The sequence below is a fragment of the Streptomyces sp. NPDC001634 genome, assembly GCF_040298185.1.
In the GTDB taxonomy this organism is placed as follows: Bacteria; Actinomycetota; Actinomycetes; order Streptomycetales; family Streptomycetaceae; genus Streptomyces.
In genome coordinates, this window is the sequence record NZ_JBEOZU010000027.1 from 24423 (window position 1) to 42582 (window position 18160).

The 18160-nt window shown below is 69.7% G+C and carries 17 protein-coding genes; 9 read left to right on the plus strand and 8 right to left on the minus strand.

What is annotated here, in order from left to right; genetic code table 11:
• Positions 1–37: 37 nt before the first annotated feature.
• From ectB to thpD, 3 genes are read left to right on the plus strand one after another with little or no spacing between them, the layout of a single operon-like run.
• Complete coding sequence (ectB, locus tag ABT186_RS19745; protein ID WP_351926077.1) at positions 38–1309, plus strand: diaminobutyrate--2-oxoglutarate transaminase; 1272 nt, start codon at positions 38–40, stop codon at positions 1307–1309.
• Positions 1310–1338: 29 nt separating this feature from the next.
• Positions 1339–1743, plus strand: a complete 405-nt coding sequence (locus ABT186_RS19750) for an ectoine synthase (protein ID WP_351223311.1) — start codon at positions 1339–1341, stop codon at positions 1741–1743.
• Between the two features lie 7 nt (positions 1744–1750).
• The gene (thpD, locus tag ABT186_RS19755; protein ID WP_351223313.1) at positions 1751–2647 is read left to right on the plus strand and encodes an ectoine hydroxylase; all 897 of its coding nucleotides are present in this window, start codon (positions 1751–1753) and stop codon (positions 2645–2647) included.
• Between the two features lie 167 nt (positions 2648–2814).
• Here thpD and ABT186_RS19760 read toward each other — a convergent pair whose 3' ends face one another.
• The 5 genes from ABT186_RS19760 to ABT186_RS19780 all read right to left on the minus strand — a co-directional run bounded on the left by ABT186_RS19760 (position 2815) and on the right by ABT186_RS19780 (position 7571).
• Positions 2815–3867 (minus strand): aminotransferase class V-fold PLP-dependent enzyme, encoded by a 1053-nt coding sequence (locus ABT186_RS19760; protein WP_351223315.1) that lies wholly within the window; start codon positions 3865–3867, stop codon positions 2815–2817.
• A gap of 151 nt (positions 3868–4018) precedes the next feature.
• Positions 4019–4741: a DsbA family oxidoreductase gene (locus tag ABT186_RS19765; RefSeq protein WP_351223317.1), complete on the minus strand. Its 723-nt coding sequence runs from the start codon at positions 4739–4741 to the stop codon at positions 4019–4021.
• Between the two features lie 75 nt (positions 4742–4816).
• A complete protein-coding gene (locus tag ABT186_RS19770) occupies positions 4817–5332 on the minus strand; it encodes a GNAT family N-acetyltransferase (protein WP_351223319.1) in 516 nt (171 codons plus the stop codon).
• A gap of 45 nt (positions 5333–5377) precedes the next feature.
• On the minus strand, positions 5378–5986 hold the full coding sequence (locus tag ABT186_RS19775; protein ID WP_351223321.1) for a DUF1349 domain-containing protein: 609 nt from the start codon (positions 5984–5986) through the stop codon (positions 5378–5380).
• Positions 5987–6041: 55 nt separating this feature from the next.
• Entirely contained in the window at positions 6042–7571 is a 1530-nt protein-coding gene (locus ABT186_RS19780) for an aldehyde dehydrogenase (NADP(+)) (RefSeq protein ID WP_351223323.1), read from the minus strand.
• Between the two features lie 133 nt (positions 7572–7704).
• Here ABT186_RS19780 and ABT186_RS19785 point away from each other — a divergent pair, with 133 nt between their 5' ends.
• The 5 genes from ABT186_RS19785 (at position 7705) to ABT186_RS19805 (ending at position 13068) form a co-directional block, all read left to right on the plus strand.
• The gene (locus ABT186_RS19785) at positions 7705–8478 is read left to right on the plus strand and encodes an IclR family transcriptional regulator (protein ID WP_351223325.1); all 774 of its coding nucleotides are present in this window, start codon (positions 7705–7707) and stop codon (positions 8476–8478) included.
• Positions 8479–8586: 108 nt separating this feature from the next.
• A complete protein-coding gene (locus tag ABT186_RS19790) occupies positions 8587–9615 on the plus strand; it encodes a hypothetical protein (RefSeq protein ID WP_351223327.1) in 1029 nt (342 codons plus the stop codon).
• A 16-nt stretch (positions 9616–9631) separates the two neighbouring features.
• Positions 9632–10900, plus strand: a complete 1269-nt coding sequence (locus ABT186_RS19795; RefSeq protein ID WP_351223329.1) for a sensor histidine kinase — start codon at positions 9632–9634, stop codon at positions 10898–10900.
• Positions 10897–11556, plus strand: coding sequence for a response regulator transcription factor (locus tag ABT186_RS19800; RefSeq protein WP_351223331.1), 660 nt, complete (start codon positions 10897–10899; stop codon positions 11554–11556). Before ABT186_RS19795 ends, ABT186_RS19800 begins: the two co-directional genes overlap by 4 nt.
• A 54-nt stretch (positions 11557–11610) precedes the next feature.
• Positions 11611–13068, plus strand: a complete 1458-nt coding sequence (locus tag ABT186_RS19805) for a peptidoglycan D,D-transpeptidase FtsI family protein (RefSeq protein ID WP_351926079.1) — start codon at positions 11611–11613, stop codon at positions 13066–13068.
• Positions 13069–13180: 112 nt separating this feature from the next.
• Here ABT186_RS19805 and ABT186_RS19810 read toward each other — a convergent pair whose 3' ends face one another.
• From ABT186_RS19810 to ABT186_RS19820, 3 genes are all read right to left on the minus strand, one after another.
• Positions 13181–14869, minus strand: a complete 1689-nt coding sequence (locus ABT186_RS19810; RefSeq protein ID WP_351926081.1) for a rhamnogalacturonan lyase B N-terminal domain-containing protein — start codon at positions 14867–14869, stop codon at positions 13181–13183.
• Positions 14870–14953: 84 nt separating this feature from the next.
• On the minus strand, positions 14954–15811 hold the full coding sequence (locus ABT186_RS19815) for a hypothetical protein (protein ID WP_351926083.1): 858 nt from the start codon (positions 15809–15811) through the stop codon (positions 14954–14956).
• Positions 15808–16374, minus strand: coding sequence for a SigE family RNA polymerase sigma factor (locus tag ABT186_RS19820; RefSeq protein WP_351926085.1), 567 nt, complete (start codon positions 16372–16374; stop codon positions 15808–15810). The genes ABT186_RS19815 and ABT186_RS19820 overlap by 4 nt, the downstream gene beginning before the upstream one ends.
• 255 nt (positions 16375–16629) lie before the next feature.
• On the opposite strand from ABT186_RS19820, the gene ABT186_RS19825 reads away from it, so the two are divergent.
• Positions 16630–18081, plus strand: a complete 1452-nt coding sequence (locus tag ABT186_RS19825; protein WP_351926087.1) for an NCS2 family permease — start codon at positions 16630–16632, stop codon at positions 18079–18081.
• Positions 18082–18160 lie beyond the last annotated feature (79 nt).

The window sequence follows — 18160 nt, forward strand, 5'->3', positions numbered from 1 at the left end:
CCACGCACCCCCCCACGCAACGAGGAGCGAATTCGCCGTGACCATCACCCAGCCCGACCTCAGCGTCTTCGAGACCCTGGAGTCGGAGGTGCGCAGCTACTGCCGCGGCTGGCCCACCGTCTTCGACCGCGCGCAGGGAAGCCGCATGCACGACGAGGACGGGCACGAGTACCTCGACTTCTTCGCGGGCGCCGGGTCACTCAACTACGGCCACAACAACCCCGTACTGAAACGGGCGTTGATCGACTACCTGGAGCGGGACGGCGTCACCCACGGGCTCGACATGTCCACCGTCGCCAAGCGTTCCTTCCTCCAGGCCTTCCAGGACCTGGTCCTGCGGCCGCGCGATCTGCCGTACAAGGTCATGTTCCCGGGGCCCACCGGCACCAACGCCGTGGAGTCCGCCCTGAAGCTGGCGCGCAAGGTGAAGGGACGCGAGGCCATCGTGTCCTTCACCAACGCCTTCCACGGGATGTCCCTGGGATCCCTCGCCGTCACCGGCAACGCCTTCAAGCGCGCCGGCGCCGGAATACCGCTCGTGCACGGGACGCCCATGCCCTTCGACCACTATCTGGACGGCAGGGTCCCGGACTTCCTGTGGTTCGAGCGGCTCCTGGAGGACCAGGGGTCCGGGCTCAACCGGCCCGCCGCCGTCATCGTCGAGACCGTGCAGGGCGAGGGCGGCATCAACGTCGCGCGGCCCGAGTGGCTGCGCTCCCTCGCCGACCTGTGCACGCGCCGCGACATGCTGCTGATCGTCGACGACATCCAGATGGGCTGCGGCCGTACGGGTGCCTTCTTCTCCTTCGAGGAGGCCGGAATCGTGCCGGACATCGTCACCGTGTCCAAGTCCATCAGCGGCTACGGACTGCCCATGTCGCTGTGCCTGTTCAAGCCGGAGCTGGACCTCTGGGAGCCGGGCGAGCACAACGGCACCTTCCGCGGCAACAACCCCGCGTTCGTCACGGCCACCGCCGCCCTGGAGGCGTACTGGGCCGACGGGTCCGCCATGGAGAAGCAGACCCGGGCCCGTGGCGAGCAGGTCGAGCAGGGGCTGATCTCGATCACCGAGGAGAACCTCGCCGACGTCAAGGAGTACCGTGGGCGAGGGCTCGTGTGGGGCCTGGAGTTCCACGACAAGGGGCGCGCCGAGCGCGTCGCCCGCCGTGCCTTCGAGCTCGGCCTGCTGATCGAGACCTCGGGTCCCGAGGGCGAGGTCGTCAAGCTGCTCCCCGCCCTCACCATCACCCCCGACGAGCTGGACGAGGGCCTCACCACCCTCGCCCGTGCCGTTCGCGAGACCGTCTGAGCACCCCCGAAAAGGAGGCATGCACCACCGTGATCGTCCGTTCGTTCAAGGACATCGAAGGCACCGACCGGCATGTGAAGGCCGCGTCCGGCACCTGGGAGAGCAAACGGATCGTCCTCGCCCGGGAGAAGGTCGGCTTCTCCCTGCACGAGACGGTCCTGTACGCGGGCACGGAGACGTCCATGTGGTACGCGAACCACATCGAGGCGGTCGTGTGCGTCGAGGGCGAGGCCGAACTCACCGACCACGAGACCGGGAAGACGTACTCGATCACGCCCGGGACCCTGTACCTCCTGGACGGCCACGAGCGGCACACGCTGCGGGTCAAGGAGGACTTCCGCTGCATCTGCGTCTTCAACCCGCCCGTGACCGGTCGGGAGGACCACGACGTAAACGGCGTCTATCCCTTGCTCACCGAGCCCGAGGAGGTGTGACATCCCCATGACCACGACCACCACCGTCACCGACCTGTACCCCAGCCGAGGCACCACCGAGGTGTCCGTCCCGCGCCAGGACCCCGTTGTCTGGGGCGCCCCCGGCACGCCCGGGCCGGTCTCCGACGCCGACCTCCAGGCGTACGAGCGCGACGGCTTCCTGGCCATCGGCGAACTGCTCACCCAGGACGAAGTGGCCGTCTACCGGCAGGAGTTGCAGCGGCTCGTCGACGATCCGCGGATCCGTGCCGACGAGCGGTCGATCGTGGAGCCGAAGTCGCAGGAGATCCGGTCCGTCTTCGAGGTGCACCGGATCAGCGAGGTCTTCGCGGAACTCGTCCGCGACGAGCGCGTCGTCGGGCGGGCACGGCAGATCCTCGGTTCGGACGTGTACGTCCACCAGTCGCGCATCAACGTCAAGCCGGGCTTCGGGGCCAGCGGCTTCTACTGGCACTCCGACTTCGAGACCTGGCACGCCGAGGACGGTCTGCCGAACATGCGGACCGTGTCCGTCTCGATCGCGCTGACCGAGAACTACGACACCAACGGCGGCCTCATGATCATGCCGGGGTCGCACCGGACGTTCCTGGGCTGTGCCGGGGCCACGCCCAAGGACAACTACAGGAAGTCGCTGCAGATGCAGGACGCGGGCACGCCGTCCGACGAGGCGCTGACCGCGATGGCGAACCAGTACGGCATCAAGCTGTTCACGGGCAGGGCCGGTTCGGCGACCTGGTTCGACTGCAATTGCATGCACGGTTCCGGGGACAACATCACCCCGTTCCCGCGCAGCAACGTGTTCATCGTGTTCAACAGCGTGGAGAACGCGGCGGTGGAGCCGTTCGCGGCGCCGGTGCGGCGGCCGGAGTTCATTGGCGCGAGGGACTTCACGCCCGTCCGCTGAGCGCGGATGAGCCGGCGGCCGGCCCGCCGCGTAGCGGCAATCGGATACAGCATCGGGGCCCGGGATTTCACCCCGGTGAAGTGACCATATGCCGCGTACGGCCCACCCGCAGGACGGGTGGGCCGTACGCGGTGCGGGCCACCCCAGGGGGTCAGCCCGTCAGCACGTCAGCCCGCCAGCACGTCCAGGACGCGGTCGACGTCCGCGGGTGTGTTGTAGAGGTGGAAGGCGGCCCTCAGATTGCCTGCCCGGTTCGAGACCTCGACTCCCGCGCGGCTCAGCTCCGGCTGGCGTACGCCGAGCCCTGGGACGGAGACGATCGGCGAGCCCGGCGCGGGGAGCGGCTCGTGGCCGAGGTTGTGAAGGCCCGTACGGAAACGGTCGGCGAGGGCGAGGTCATGGGCGCGTACGGCCTCCACGCCGAGTTCCTCGATCAGGGCCAGGGAGTGGCGCAGGCCGGCGTACGAGAACAGGCTGGGGCTCACGTCGAACCGCCGTGCGGAGTGGGCGAGTTCCTCGACGGGGCCGTAGCAGCTGTCCCACGGCTTCTCCCCCGCGACCCAGCCGGCCAGTAGCGGGGTCAGTCCGCCGTGGTCCTCGGGTACGACCAGGAAGGCCGCGCCGTGCGGTCCGAGCAGCCACTTGAAGCCGATCGCGGCGACGTAGTCGTACGCGTCGGCCTCGACCGGCAGCCATCCGGCGGCCTGGGACCAGTCCACGTATGTGCGCGCCCCGTGTTCCCGGGCCGCCTCGCGCAGGGCGGAAAGGTCGGCGATACGCCCGTCGGCGGACTGCGCGGCGCTGACCGCGACGAGCGCGGTGCCGGGGCGGACGGACTCCGCGATCCGCTCCAACGGAACGGCGCGCACCTTGAGGTCGCCGCGGACATGGAAGGGGTTCACGACGGACGTGAAGTCGTCCGCTGCGGTCAGGACCTCGGCGCCCGGGGGCAGTGAGGCGGCGATCAGCCCGGTGTGGACGGCGATCGAGGCCCCCGCCGCCACCCGGGTGACCGGGACGCCGGCCAGCCGGGCGAAGGAGGCGCGGGCAGCCTCCACATCGGCGAACAGCGGGTCCAGCGGTTTGCCGTCGGCCCTGAGCTGCACGGCCTCGTGCAGGGCGGCCACCGTACGGGCCGGCAGGAGCCCGCTGGTCGCGGTGTTCAGATAGGTGTTCTTCGGGGCGAACTCGGCACGGACGAGGGTCTCGAAGGTCTCCATGGGACCACTGTGCGGCCCCATAGAGTCATAGTCCATTGCGAATTTTTGCGCGGTTCCGCTAAGGAACTCTTATATATCCGCCTCGACGTGCATCCTTGCAGTGCTCTCAGTGCTCTCAGTGCTCTCAGTGCTCTCAGTGCTCTCAGTGCTCTCAGTGCTGAGGTACCGCGCACCCGTCCGGACTGCAGGCCTCCGCACCGCCGGCACCCGTGTCGTCGAGCAGCTTCAGCGGCGGGCGCTCGCCCCATGCCTGCGTCAGCGCCTGCGCGAAGACCTTCGCGGGCTGGGCGCCGGAGACGCCGTACTTGCGGTCGAGGACGAAGAACGGCACTCCGTTCGCGCCCAGCTCGGCGGCCTCGCGCTCGTCGGCGCGCACGGCGTCGGCGTACGCGGTGGGGTCGGCGAGGACCTTGCGGACATCCTCGGCGTCGAGGCCGGCCTCCACGGCCAGCTCCACCAGTCGCTCGTCGTCGTTGAAGACGGACCGCTCCTCGGCGAAGTTCGCCCGGTACAGGATCTGGATCAGCTCGTCCTGCCTGCCCTGCTCCTTGGCCAGGTGAAGCAGACGGTGCATGTCGAAGGTGTTGCCGTGGTCACGTCCGCTGGTGCGGTACTCCAGGCCCTCGGCGGCGGCCTGCGCCCCCAGGTTGTTCTCCCCGGCCTGCGCCTGCGCCTCGCTCATCCCGTACTTCTTGGCAAGCATGGTGAGGACCGGCTGGATGTCGTCCTTGGCGCGGTGCGGGTCCAGCTCGAAGGAGCGGTGCACGACCTCGACCTCGTCCCGGTGCGGGAAGGCCTCGAGCGCCTTCTCGAAGCGGGCCTTGCCCACGTAGCACCAGGGGCAGGCGATGTCGCTCCAGATCTCGACGCGCATGTCTTCGGCTTCTCTCCAGTCGTACAGGTACGGAGACTCCCTCCGCCGTATATGTGAACCTTCAAGCGGTTGGATTCATTCCCCGCCTCGTTCCCCTGGCACGGCGTACCGGAGGAAGAGGTGGTGGTCGCCTTCGGCGGGCGGGTTCTCCGGGTCGGGGACCCAGCCCAGGCGGGCGTAGAAGGCCTGGGCGCGCCGGTTGTCCACATGCACATCGAGGACGGCCGTCCGCTTGCCGTCGGCCTGCCACTCCTCGGCGCAGGCCGCGTGCAGCTCCGCGCCGATGCCCCGGCGCCAGTGGCCGGGGTCGACATGGAACTGGAACAGCTTGACGGTGTCGCCGGGGTCGCCGTCCGGAGTACGGAAGGAGGCGATGGCGACGATGCGGCCGTGTTCCACCGCGCACAGCACATGTCCGTCGGGCCGTTCCAGGGCGCCCAGCCAGGCGGCGAGCCAGTCGGTGCCGTCCTGCGGCAGGCCGTCCGGGTAGTACGTTGCCCGCGCCCGGGCGTGCAGCTCGGCGACGGCCTGCGCCTCGGCGGGCAGGGCGGTGCGGATCACCCGGCTTCCGGTCTCATGGTCTCTGATCATGCAACCGAGGACGTGGCCGCGGCCGGGGCGGTTCCGCGGCCTTCCTCACGAACCGTCCCGCAGCCCCTCCGGCCAGGAGTCCCGGTACTTCAGATGGTCGAAGGTGACCACGCACCCCTCCCCCACCGGCGACTGCGCCATGAACCCCACCAGCGCCGCCCCGGTCGGGCCCTCGTCGGCCAGGGTGAACAGGCGGACGAACGTCCACTGCTTCCCGTCCCGCGATGCGTGGAACGCGAACGCCCGGCCCGTTCTGCTGACCCGGAGCCAGACCGAACTGCCCTCCACCGTGAAGGAGTTCGCGTCGTCGGAGTGGCCCCGGGTGACCACCGTGCAGACGGTGGCCACGTCCGGGGAGTACTCCAGGCACAGCTTGGCCCACGCCCGCTCGCCGACGTGGACGTAGAGGACACCGGCGTCGAAGGCCCCGTTGAACCCGACGGTGACCCTGGCGATCAGCTGGAAGTCGCCCTCCGGGGCGCCGAGGAGCCGGGGCGCGTCGGAGGCAGGGTCCAGTCCCTCACCGGTGGGCGGAACGAAACGATCCTGCCGTGCCCCCGCCCAGGCGGTGAGCACCTCGTCCTCGTAGGACCAGTGGCCGTCGGGGCCGTAGGTGCGGAGTGGGAAGGGGAGTTCGGGAAGTTTCAGGTCCATTGAAGGAGTCTCCCAGGTCCAGGGGCCGGGTGCGCCCTTTCTCCCCGCAATACCGTCACCTCTCCAGACGCCCGTCGAACCGCCGCGGCAGCCCCAGGGGGTTGTCGTCCCGCAGTTCCGCGGGAAGCAGCGCCTCAGGTGCCCCCTGGTAGACGACGGGCCGCATCCAGCGCTCGATGGCCGTACCGCCGACCGACGTGGACGTGGAGGTCGTCGCCGGGTAAGGCCCCCCGTGGTGCTGGGCGGGCGCCACCGCCACGCCCGTCGGCCAGCCGTTGACGAGGACGCGGCCCGCGAGCGGCGTCAGCTCCGCGAGGATCTCCGCGCCGCGGCCCTCACCGGCCGCCTCCTCGGTCGACAGGTGCACGGTCGCCGTGAGGTTGCCGGGCAGCCGGGAGAGCACGGCGTGCGCCTCGGTCTCGTCCTCGTACCGGGCCACCACCGTGACCGGGCCGAAGCACTCCTCCAGAAGGAGGTCGTACGCACCCTCGGCGGTCAGCTTCTCCGCGGGGACCGTCAGGAAGCCCGGGCTCACCGTGTGCTCGCTGCCCGCGCCCGGCGTCACCGGGGACTCCACGTCGGGCAGTTCCGCACGCTCCGCCACTCCGGCGATGAAGTTGTCACGCATACGGTGGTCGAGGAGGACCCCGGCGTCGACGTCGCTGACGGCGTCGGTCAGGGACTTCACGAGCCGGTCGCCCGCCGCGCCCGTCGGGGCGAGGACAAGGCCCGGCTTCACACAGAACTGGCCGACGCCCAGCGTCATCGAGCCCGCGAGCCCGGTCCCGATCGCCTCGGCGCGTTCGGCGGCGGCGGCCTCGGTGATCACGACGGGGTTGAGCGAGCCCAGCTCGCCGTGGAACGGGATCGGCACGGGACGCGCGGCCGCCGCGTCGAACAGGGCACGGCCGCCGCGGATGGAACCGGTGAACCCGGCCGCCGAGACCAGCGGGTGCCTGACCAGCTCGACGCCCGCTTCGAAGCCGTGCACGAGACCGAGGACGCCCTCGGGGATGCCGTGCTCGTCGGCGGCCAGCCGCAGGACCTTGGCGACCAGCTCGGAGAGGGCGGGGTGGTCCGGGTGGGCCTTGACGACCACCGGGCAGCCGGCCGCCAGCGCGCTCGCGGTGTCGCCGCCGGCGACCGAGAAGGCGAAGGGGAAGTTGGAGGCCGAGTAGACGGCGACGACGCCGAGCGGCACCTTGTAGCGGCGCAGGTCCGGGATCGGCGGGGTCGCGGTGTCATCGGGGTGGTTGATGATCACGTCGAGGAAGGCGCCCTCGTCGACGATGTCCGCGAAGGCCCGCAACTGGTAGCAGGTCCGGGCGAGTTCGCCGGTGAGGCGGACCGGGCCGAGCGCGGTCTCGGCGTCGGCGGCCTCGACGAGCTGGTCCTTGGCGGCCTGAAGCCGGTCGGCGGCGGTGCGCAGGAAGGCCGCGCGGACCGTGCGGTCGGCAAGGGCCCCGCGCGCGGCGTGGGCCGCGCGGACGGCGGCGTCCACCTCCTGGGCCGTGGCCTCCACCGCAACCTGTTCCCGCTGCTTCCCGGTACGGGGGTCGACACTCCAGACTGGTGCTGCTGCCACCGCGGGTCCCTCCAGATGTTCTGCCGCAGTTCTTGGGTCATCCACCGGACACGTTCGATATGCTGAACACTGTCTCTGATGATGAATATGCTGCTCGGAGACTATTTCCCGTCGAACGAAGGGGTCAAGGGCGATGTCGGCAGGCGAGACAGGCGGCGGGGCGCAGGTCAAGTCCGCGGTGCGGACGGTCGAATTGCTCGAGTACTTCGCCGGCCGCCCCGGTATGCACTCCCTGGCCGCCGTCCAGGAGGCGGTGGGTTACCCCAAGTCCAGCCTGTACATGCTGCTGCGCACGCTCGTGGAGCTCGGCTGGGTGGAGACGGACGCGACGGGCACGCGGTACGGCATCGGGGTGCGGGCGCTGCTGGTCGGTACGTCGTACATCGACGGCGACGAGGTGGTCGCGGCGGCCCGGCCGACCCTGGACCGGCTGTCGGACGACACGACGGAGACGATCCACCTGGCGCGACTGGACGGCACGAATGTCGTCTACCTCGCGACCCGTCAGTCGCAGCACTATCTGCGCCCCTTCACCCGGGTGGGCCGTCGGCTCCCCGCACACTCCACCTCGCTCGGCAAGGCGCTGCTGAGCACATATGCCGACGAACAGGTCCGCAAGATGCTGCCGGAGACGCTTCCCGCGCTGACGGAACACACGATCACGGACCGCGAGAAGCTCATAGAGGAGCTGCACCAGGTCCGCGAGCAGGGCTTCGCCGTGGACCGCGAGGAGAACACGCTGGGGCTGCGCTGCTTCGGCGTCGCCATCCCGTACCGCACGCCGGCCCGCGACGCGATCAGCTGCTCCGTCCCGGTGGCCCGGCTGACCCCGGCTCACGAACAGATGATCAAGGATGCGCTGTTCGATGCCCGGGACCGCCTCACGCTGGCGACGCGCCGCCTCTGAGTCCCATGAACCCACCCGCATGACCCGATACTCTCTCCCCCGTTCGGCGGAGGTGGATCGTCGTCGGGCAGGAGGTGCGTCGCGCGGTCCGCGCGGGAGCGTGGGGGCATGACGCAGTCACTCGTCTCCACCCCGGTCACGCCCGACTCCGGGACGGGCAGGCCGCGCCGCGCACTCCGTGCCGTCGCCGTCCTGGCCTGCCTGCCCTATCTCGCCCTCAAGGTCGCCTGGATCGCCGGAAGCCACGTCGGGATTCCGGAAGGCAGCTCGCTGCTCGCGCACCGGACCGCCATGGTCGTCGGCAACAGCATCACCGTGCTGCTCGACGGGGCCGTCGTCGTGCTCGCACTGATGCTCACCCGCCCGTGGGGCCTCCGGGTGCCTGCATGGCTGCCGGCGGTCCCCGTGTGGGTGGCCACCGGACTGCTCGCGCCGATCATGGCCGGTTTTCCGCTGCACCTCCTGGTGAGGATGCTCGGCGGCACCGTGAACGGAGCCTCCGCCACCGGTCGGGGCCCGTTCCTCGACGCATGGGTGTTCGGGGTCGTGTACACCGGGTTCATCGTGCAGGGCCTGGCCCTCGGCGCCCTGTTCATCCGCTACGCCCGGGACCGGTGGGGGTACCTGTGGCGGGGGCGGGTCCGGGAGCTGCCCGTCGGCGTCATCGAGCCGGCACAACGGGCAACCGCCGCCGCGGCGGCCGTACTCGCCCTGCTGCCCCTCACCGTCCAGTTCCTCTGGGCCTGCGACAGCACCGCCGGACTCAGCGACCACCGGGCCACCGACCGGACCAGTGACTTCTACGCCCTCGCGGCCCTGTACGTGCTCTTCCTCGCGGCGGCCGTCGCGGGTGGCCTGATCCTCGCCTTCCGGCGCGGAGGCGTCCTGCCCGTCAAGGTGCCCCTCGCCCTGGCCTGGACCGGCTCCGGCGTCATGGCCTGCTGGGGCGCCTGGCTCTCCCTCGCCCCCCTCGCCGGCGTCGACGACATCGCCGACCGCCCGACACCGCTGATGAACCTCACCTACGCCGGCCAGATGATCGTCGGCATCCTCGTGGCCGTCATCTGCGTCCACTTCTTCGCGGAACGGTCCGCCGACGCTCCGCAGCGGCCGACGATGGAGGTCCCCCCTGCGTGAGCGAAGCCGAAAGCACGTGGAAGCGTTCACCCGGTTGCTGTTCGGCCGACGGGCGCGCCGACGGTGGATCCATCTGATCCTCGGCGGCGCGCTCGCCATGCCGTACGTGCTCGTCGGCGTCACGATCGTCGGCCCGGTCACGGGCACGCAGAACCTCCTCGGCGACCCGTCGTTGGAACTCACCTCGTTCGCCGTCGGGTTGCCGCTCGCCGCCCTCACCGCCGCTCTGTTCCCACTGGCCCGGACCCTGGAGGCCGGCGCGGCACGTGCGCTGTGCGGCATCGATCCGGAGCGCCTCGCCCAGGGTCCCGCCCTCACCCGCTCTGCGAAGGGGCGCACGGCGGCGTGGTTCACGGTGCACCTCGGCTTCGGCGGGATCATCTCCGGGATGTCGCTCGCGGTGCCCCCGTTCGCGGTCGTGCTGATCGTGTTGCCCGTCTTCCCGGGGCTGCGCGACACGAGGCTCGGTCTGCCCGATGTCCTCGTCCACACCTGGGCGTTGGCGCTCGCACCGGTCGCCGGAGTGGCCACGCTCATCGCGCTCGCGGGCTGCGCGGCCGTCTGCGGTGCGCTGCTCGCCCGCTGGGCACCCGCGCTGCTCGGGCCCACCCCCGAGGACCGGCTGGCTGCCGCCGAGGCGCGGGCCGCGGATCTCGCCGAACGCAACCGGCTCGCCCGGGAGCTGCACGATTCCGTCGGTCACGCCCTGAGCGCCGTCACCCTCCAGGCGAGCGCCGCCCGCCGCGTCCTCGACACCGACCCGGAGTTCGTCCGCGAGGCGCTCGCCGCTATCGAGGAAACGACCCGGCGTACGGTGGGCGAACTCGACGCCGTCCTGGGCGTGCTGCGGGACGACAACGCGCCCGGTACGGCCCCGGCGCCCACGCTCGACGCCGACCTGGACGGCCTCCTGCGCCGCACCCGCGCGGGTGGGCTGCGCGTGACGACCGCCATCCGGACGGCCCCGGACTCGCTTCCGCCGCTGCTCTCCCGCGAGGCATACCGCATCGTCCAGGAAGGGCTGAGCAACGCCCTCAAACACGGGGGCGCCAACGTCACCGTGACCCTGCGGATCGAGGTCGTCGGCACGCACCTGGAGATCACCCTGGAGAACCCGCTGGGACACTCCCCCGAGCCGCTGGCCCCCTCGTCCCGCCCCGGCGGCGGCCATGGTCTGCGCGGCATCGCGGATCGGGCACGGCTGCTGCACGGCAGGGCGGAGGCGGGGTCCTCCGGCGGGATGTGGCGACTGCACGTACGACTACCGATGAAAGGACCCGCATGACCCGGCCGCCCATCCGGATCGTCCTCGCCGACGACGAGCGCATGGTCCGCACCGCCCTGCGCGCCATCCTCTCCGCCGAGCCGGACCTGGAAGTGGTCGGCGAGGCCGCCACCGGGGCCGAGGCCGTGTCCGTCGTACGGGACCTCAGGCCCGACGTCGTCCTCATGGACGTACGCATGCCGGAGATCGACGGCATCCGGGCCACCGAGCAGCTCCTCGCCGGGCTCGACGAACCGCCCCGGATCGTCGTCGTGACCACGTTCGAGAACGACTCCTACGTGTACGACGCCCTGCGTGCCGGCGCCTCCGGATTCCTGCTGAAGCGGGCCGACGCCGACGCGCTCGTCCAGGCCGTTCGGCTGGTCGCACGCAGCGACAGCCTGCTGTTTCCGTCGGCCGTTCGGGCCCTGGCCGCCGAACATGCGTACGGGTACGCCACGCCGCCGGCCTGGGTGGCGAAGCTGACCGCCCGGGAGAGCGAGGTGCTGCGGCTGATGGCGGCCGGACTCACCAACGCCGAGATCGCCCGGCGTATGGAGGTCGGCCCCGCCACGGTGAAGTCGCACGTCGCGGCGGTCCTGGCGAAGACCGGCACCCGGGCCCGTACGCAGGCGGTGATCGCGGCCTACGAGGCGGGCTTCATGAAGAACAGATGAGAAATCGGGGCCCAAGGGAACGACCACTCGATACCGCTCGTCCTCCTGAGCGGGATGAACAAGACAATCAGGCGCGCTTCGGTCTTCGTGCTGCTCCTGGTGTTCGCTCTGCTGGTCAGGGTGACCTGGGTGCAGTTCTACAACGGCAAGGCGCTCGCGGACGACAAGGACAACCGGCGGAACGCGATCGCGACGTACGCGGATCCTCTCGGCAACATCATCGTGGCCGGTCGCTCGATCACCGGCTCCGCGCGGACGCAGGGCAGCGACCTCGCGTACAGGCGCACGTACACGGACGGCAGGCTGTACGCGGCGGTGACGGGCTACGCCTCGCAGAGTTACGCGCCGACCCAGCTGGAGGGCATCTACCAGGACCTGCTCGACGGCACGGACAGCCGGCTGAAGAGCGTCATGGACACGATCACGAACCAGCGGGCCGAACCGGGCAACGTGATCACGACGATCGACCCGGACGTGCAGAAGGCGGCGTACCGGGCGCTCGGCGGCAAGAAGGGCGCGGCCGTCGCGATCGACCCGGCGACCGGAAAGATCCTCGCGGTCGTGTCGACCCCGTCGTACGACCCGTCGTCGCTGACCGACGCCAACACCGCCGCGGCGGCCTGGAAGCAGCTCAGCAGCGACCCGGACAAGCCGCTGACGAACCGTGCGCTGCGCCGGCCGCTGCCGCCGGGCTCGACGTTCAAGCTGGTCGTGGCGGCGGCCGCGCTGGAGGACGGGCTGTACTCGTCGGTGAACCAGCACACCGACAGCCCGGACCCGTACTCGCTGCAGGGATCGACCCGCGAGCTGTCGAACGAGAACCCGAACGCGCCCTGCAAGAACGCCTCGATCCGCGAGGCCCTGCGCTACTCCTGCAACAACGTCTTCGGGAAGATGGCCGTCGACCTCGGTCAGGACAAGGTCAGGGCGATGGCCGAGAAGTTCGGCTTCAACGACGACAAGCAGGACGTGCCGGTGCGGGCCTACGCGAGCGCATACCCGTCGGGCATGGACAAGGCGCAGACGGCCCTGTCGGGCATCGGCCAGTTCGACGTCACGGCGACCCCGCTGCAGATGGCCATGGTGTCGGCGGCAATAGCCAACGGAGGCAAGCTGGTCTCGCCGCACATGGTGTCGCAGATCACCGACAGCGGCGGCGATGTGCTCGAGAACTACGACGACAGGACGCAGACGAGACAGATCGTCAGCTCCTCGACCGCCGAGCAGTTGCAGTCCGCCATGCAGACGGTCGTGGCGCAGGGCACCGGCACGAACGCGCAGATCTCCGGCGCGACCGTGGGCGGCAAGACGGGCACGGCCCAGCACGGTGAGAACAACAGCAAGACGCCGTACGCCTGGTTCACGTCGTACGCGAAGTCCGACTCGAACGGCAAGGAGGTCGCCGTGGCGGTCATGGTCGAGCAGTCGGACGCGGCCCGTTCGGAGGTCAGCGGGAACGGGCTGGCCGCGCCGGTGGCGAAGGCGATGATGCAGGCCGCGCTCAAGATCTAGTCCTTCAGGGCAGCCCCCAGCGGTAGCTGGGGGCTGCCCACGGCCGTTCGGGGCACACGGCTGAGCACCAGTCCTGGAACAGGACCTACTCCCGCTCAGCCTCCAGAAACGGTCAAGCCAGCAGATCGATGCAGTCGAACGACGTGCCCGGGCTGAGATAGGCCGAACCCGTCGAACCACTGACGATGTTGATCTTCAGCACGTTGTACTGAGAGGTGTCCGTCTTCCAGGCGCCGGCCGGGACGTTGAAGGTGAACGTGTGGTTGTTGCCCCGGTACGACCCCGTGGTCAGCGATCGCGTCGACGGCTGCGTGGGCGCCGAGGGGACGGCCGACACCCAGTCGTTGACGCTCACACGCGGACGGCCGTTGGCGTACGCCGTCGTCACTCCCACGCGCAGGGTGTGCGCGGCGGCGGCCTGAGCCTTGGTCAGCTTGAAGTAGACGAGGATGCCGTCGTTCACGTCCTTCCAGATGTACGCCGGGAAGGACGCGGCCTCGCTGCCGCTGCCGATGGTGACGTTGCCGGTCCACTTCGTCGCGCGGCCGTCGGACGGATGCGCGTACGTCATGAGCCCCGCGTTCTTGAACTCGCCGGGCGTACCGTCCCAGTCGCCGAGCCGCCAGATCGTCTTCGCGCCGCTCGGGTCGCTGCTGATGGTGATGCTGTTCAGGGCGGTGGTGATCCCTGCCTTCACCGTCACCGTACCGGTGTGCACGGCGAGTTCGCCCTTGTAGACGGTCATCGTGTACGTCCCCGGCAGCATCCCCGGGCAGGCGAAGGCACCGCTCCCGGACGACGCCTTCGCCCAGTACTGGGCGTCCGTGTTGGCGAAGCCCACGGTGTAGGCGTACGTGGCGTCCATCCCCTTCAGGCCGACGCCCGCCACCTTGCCTCGCCCGGCCCTGCCGACCCAGCCGGAGATGCCGAGGCCGTCCACCCATGAGGTGTCGAGGTTCGCGTGGAACAGGGACGAGGCCGGAGCCCCGCCGTCCGTGAAGCTGATCACGTACGGGCCCTGGAGTCCGAAGCGCTCGGCCTCCGTCTGGGCCTCGTTGTAGTGCAGGATCTCGTACAGACCGGCCCCGAGGTCGTTCGAGTGGCGCAGCAGCGAGCGGTAGAAGGGGCCGCCGGAGGCCTTCTCGTGGTTGGAGCGCACCACCCACAGACCCACCGAGCCCGTGGTGAACCCGATGTAGTCGTAGTCGATCGTGCGCTTGCCCGAGTAGTGCTTGGAGTGCGTCGTACCGTCCGCGCGCTTCCAGACGTCACCGGCCTCGATGATCCTGTCGGAGGCCTGGATCCACGAGTCGGAGCCCTGGTTGGGGAAGACGCCCGGCTTGAGGCGGACGATGTAGCGGGTCGCGGTGAAGGAGGCGTCCGCCTTGTTCGTCCACAGGTAGACGTTGTTCTGGCCGCTGCGGGCCGCGTACCACTGGGTGATCGCGCCGTGGACGACCTTCACGAGGATCGTCGACCCGGACTTCCTGATCGTGACGGTGGAGGCGCCGAGCCCCGACTCGACGTGCGAGTGCTTGCCCCCGTACCCCTCGTACTCCTTGCCCTTGTAGACCAGGGACGTGAGGTCGCCGGTCGCCTTGGAGACCTTGAAGACGAGGGAGGCCCCGGTGTTGACCACGTAGTTCGAGCCGTCGTCGGTGTAACCGAAGGCGGCGGCGGAGGCGGACGAGAGGAGGCCGGTGCCTCCCGCGACGGCGGCGCCGGTGGCGGCGACGCCGATCGCGGAGGCCCCGAGCACACGTCTGCGCGTGAGGTGTCTCTTGTGTGACGGTGCAGTCATGGACCGGTTCCCTGGCTGAAGGAGGTCTGTACGTCTCCTTGTCGCCACCGGTGCGGAAAGGGTTGCCGCTTCTCCGGAAATTTTTTACGAGTCGCCCGAAGTGCTGCCGGAGCCGCTGTGAGCTGCGAAGTCGCCGTTCACGGCGAACTGCCGACCGCCGGCCGTCGCCGTCATCGTGTAGCTGTCGTCCTTGGCGTCCCGGCTGCCGCGGTCATGGTTGTACTGCCCGGCGAACACCCACTCGCCCACCGCGACCGTACGGCCCGGCTTGAGCACCCAGGTGTAGACGAGGAAGCCGTCCTTCTCGCCGACCGTCTGAGTGAAGTCCTGCTCCGGCAGCGACCGCCAGGCGCCCGTCGAGGACACCCCGCCGGTCTGCACGACCTTCAGCTCGACGGTCAGCGCGGTGAGCTGTTCGCTCGTCTTGAGGGTCAGATTGCTCTGCGCCCAGAAGTCATTGCTGTGCGGGTCCACCGACCCGTCCGACCACAGCGGACCGTCCTTCGTGCCGGTCGCCGGCGCCTGGGGGGTGGCGGACACCGAGGACGTCGGGGTGTTCGACGGAGAGGTGCTCGGTCCGCCGGAGCCATGGGAGGTGCCGCCGCCCCGCGTCGGCTCGGCCGGCCGGACCGGCGCACGGCTCGTCGCGTCCGGGGACGGCGTCGCGGTCGGTGAGACCGCCACCGTCTGCTGCGGTGGAGTGTCGCCCTTCACCGCCGAGGCGACCGCGTAACCGCCCACCGCGAGGACGCCCGCAACCCCGGCCGTGGCCCCCACGACACGCACCCAGCCCCACAGTGGCGGACGCGTCGCCCGGCGGCTCGGTCGGGACGTCGCGGCCATCCCGCGCTCGACGCGGGCCAGGATGCGCGCGCGGTCGGGCTCGTGCGCCTCGGCCGCCTCGTGCAGCCTGGCGCGCAGCTCGTCGTGCACGTCCCTCATCGGTCCCTTCCTCCGGCTCCACCCGTGCGCACCACCGCGGCGTGAACGCGCCGAGGGGCCTGGTCGGTGCCCAGGAGCCGCTGCAATTCGGCCATCCCCTTCGACGTCTGGCTCTTCACCGTACCCACCGAGATGCCCAGCGCGAGCGCCGTGTCCTTCTCGGAGAGATCGAAAGCATGCCGCAGCACCACGCAGGCCCGCTTGCGGAACGGGAGTCTGCGCAGTGCCGACTGGACGTCGACGACCGCCGACACGTCCGGGTTCTCGGTCTTCTCCTCGCGCTGCGACCAGAAGAGGGTGATCCGGCGGCGTTCACGCACCGCGCTGCGGATCCGGGTGCGGGCCAGGTTGGCGACCACACCGCGCGCGTACGCCACCGGATGGTCCGCCGCGCGCGCCCGGTCCCAGCGGTGCCACAGGGCGAGCAGCGCGTCCGCTGCGAGATCGTCGGCGGCGTCCGCCTCACCCGTCAACAGATGAGCCAGACGGGAGAGCTCGGCGTAGTGCTGCTCGAAGAAGGCATGGAACTCCACGGAGGCGGCGTCGTCGACGACAGTGCCCACGGGCGACCTCTCCTCGCTGTGGCTTCCGGTACCTCTGCGGGCACCTGTGTGTGTCATGTGAATGCCATGCGTACGTCCGGAGTGCATCCCGGTCGAGATCCGGAAGCGTAGCAGTGTTCGTACAGGTCATCGAACGCCGTATGACAGGCCGAACTCTCCGAATCCGTAACACGGGGAAAACCTGAAACCGGTTCACCGCGGGAACAATCCAGCCAACATCCCGCACTGGTTCAACAGGCAACGAGGAGTATCGCCATGTCCGACAGACAGAAGGTGGCCGACAAGCCAAGTGCCGCAACTCCAGCGGCGAACGGCGTCGACCGGTTCTTCCAGATCTCAGAACGGGGCTCCACCTTCGGCCGTGAGATACGCGGCGGCTTCGCCACGTTCTTCACGATGGCCTACATCCTTGTCCTGAATCCCATCATCCTGGGCAGTGCCAAGGACAAGTTCGGCCACCAGCTGGACACGGGCCAACTGGTCACCGCCACCGCCCTGGTGGCCTGTGTGATGACGATCATCATGGGCGTCGGCGGAAATCTCCCGCTGGCTATCGCCGCCGGCCTCGGCCTCAACGCCGTCGTGGCCTTCCAGCTCGCCCCGCTGATGAGCTGGGCCGACGCGATGGGCCTCGTCGTCCTCGAGGGCATCCTCATCTGCGTCCTGGTCCTCACCGGACTGCGCGAGGCGATCATGAACGCCATCCCGCACCAGCTCAAGCAGGCGATCGGCGTCGGCATCGGCCTCTTCATCGCCTTCATCGGCTTCGTCGACGCCGGGTTCGTCAGCCGTATCCCGGACGCCGCGAACACCACCGTACCGGTGCAGTTGGGCGCCGTGGGGCGGCTGACCGGCTGGCCCGTGCTGGTGTTCAGTCTCGGTGTGCTGCTGACCATCGCGTTGCTCGCACGCAAGGTCAAGGGCGCGATCCTGATCAGCATCGTGACCATGACCGTCGTCGCGATCGTCGTCAACTCCGTCGCCGACATCAAGAGCTGGGGTCTGACCACGCCGAAGGTGCCCGACAAGATCGTGGCGAGCCCGGACTTCGGACTCGTCGGTCACTTCAGCCTGTTCGGCGGCTTCGGGAAGGCCGGCGTGCTCACCGCCGTCCTGCTGGTCTTCACCCTGATCCTGTCGGACTTCTTCGACGCCATGGGCACCATCGTCGGCATCAGCGCGGAGGCGGGACTGCTCGACGAGAACGGCAAGGTCCCGGGCATCGGCCGCGTCCTGTTCATCGACGGCGCAGCCGCAGTGGCCGGCGGTGTCGCCTCCGGCTCGTCCAACACCGCCTACATCGAGTCCGCGGCCGGCGTCGGCGAGGGCGCACGCACCGGGTTCGCCAACCTGATCACCGGCGGCCTCTTCGGGCTCGCGCTCTTCCTCACCCCGCTGCTGACCATCGTTCCGCTCCAGGCGGCGGCACCCGCTCTGATCGCCGTCGGCTTCCTGATGATGACCCATGTCAAGCACATCGACTGGGACAAGTACGAGATCGCCATCCCGGCCTTCCTCACCATCGCCGCGATGCCGTTCACCTACTCGATCACCGACGGAATCGGCGCCGGCTTCCTGTCGTACATCGTCATCAAGGCGGTCCTCGGCAAGGCCAAGGAGGTCAACTGGCTGCTGTGGGGCGTGTCAGCGCTGTTCCTGGTGTACTTCGCGATCGATCCGGTGGAGCAGATCCTCGGCGTGAAGTGACGGTCCGGGGGCAACCCCTTCCACCAGTGGGAGCAACGCCCCCGCCCATGACGACGGCGGGGGCGTTCGCGCCCCGCGA

Bases quoted from the DNA above. Each gene is read 5' to 3' on its own strand.
- ABT186_RS19765 (WP_351223317.1), bottom strand. From the start codon at position 4,741: ATGCGCGTCGAGATCTGGAGCGACATCGCCTGCCCCTGGTGCTACGTG.
- ABT186_RS19810 (WP_351926081.1), bottom strand. From the start codon at position 14,869: ATGACTGCACCGTCACACAAGAGACACCTCACGCGCAGACGTGTGCTC.
- ABT186_RS19770 (WP_351223319.1), bottom strand. From the start codon at position 5,332: ATGATCAGAGACCATGAGACCGGAAGCCGGGTGATCCGCACCGCCCTG.
- ABT186_RS19785 (WP_351223325.1), top strand. From the start codon at position 7,705: ATGTCGGCAGGCGAGACAGGCGGCGGGGCGCAGGTCAAGTCCGCGGTG.
- ABT186_RS19800 (WP_351223331.1), top strand. From the start codon at position 10,897: ATGACCCGGCCGCCCATCCGGATCGTCCTCGCCGACGACGAGCGCATG.
- ABT186_RS19805 (WP_351926079.1), top strand. From the start codon at position 11,611: ATGAACAAGACAATCAGGCGCGCTTCGGTCTTCGTGCTGCTCCTGGTG.
- ABT186_RS19825 (WP_351926087.1), top strand. From the start codon at position 16,630: ATGTCCGACAGACAGAAGGTGGCCGACAAGCCAAGTGCCGCAACTCCA.
- ABT186_RS19760 (WP_351223315.1), bottom strand. From the start codon at position 3,867: ATGGAGACCTTCGAGACCCTCGTCCGTGCCGAGTTCGCCCCGAAGAAC.
- ABT186_RS19815 (WP_351926083.1), bottom strand. From the start codon at position 15,811: ATGAGGGACGTGCACGACGAGCTGCGCGCCAGGCTGCACGAGGCGGCC.
- ABT186_RS19775 (WP_351223321.1), bottom strand. From the start codon at position 5,986: ATGGACCTGAAACTTCCCGAACTCCCCTTCCCACTCCGCACCTACGGC.
- ABT186_RS19790 (WP_351223327.1), top strand. From the start codon at position 8,587: ATGACGCAGTCACTCGTCTCCACCCCGGTCACGCCCGACTCCGGGACG.
- thpD (WP_351223313.1), top strand. From the start codon at position 1,751: ATGACCACGACCACCACCGTCACCGACCTGTACCCCAGCCGAGGCACC.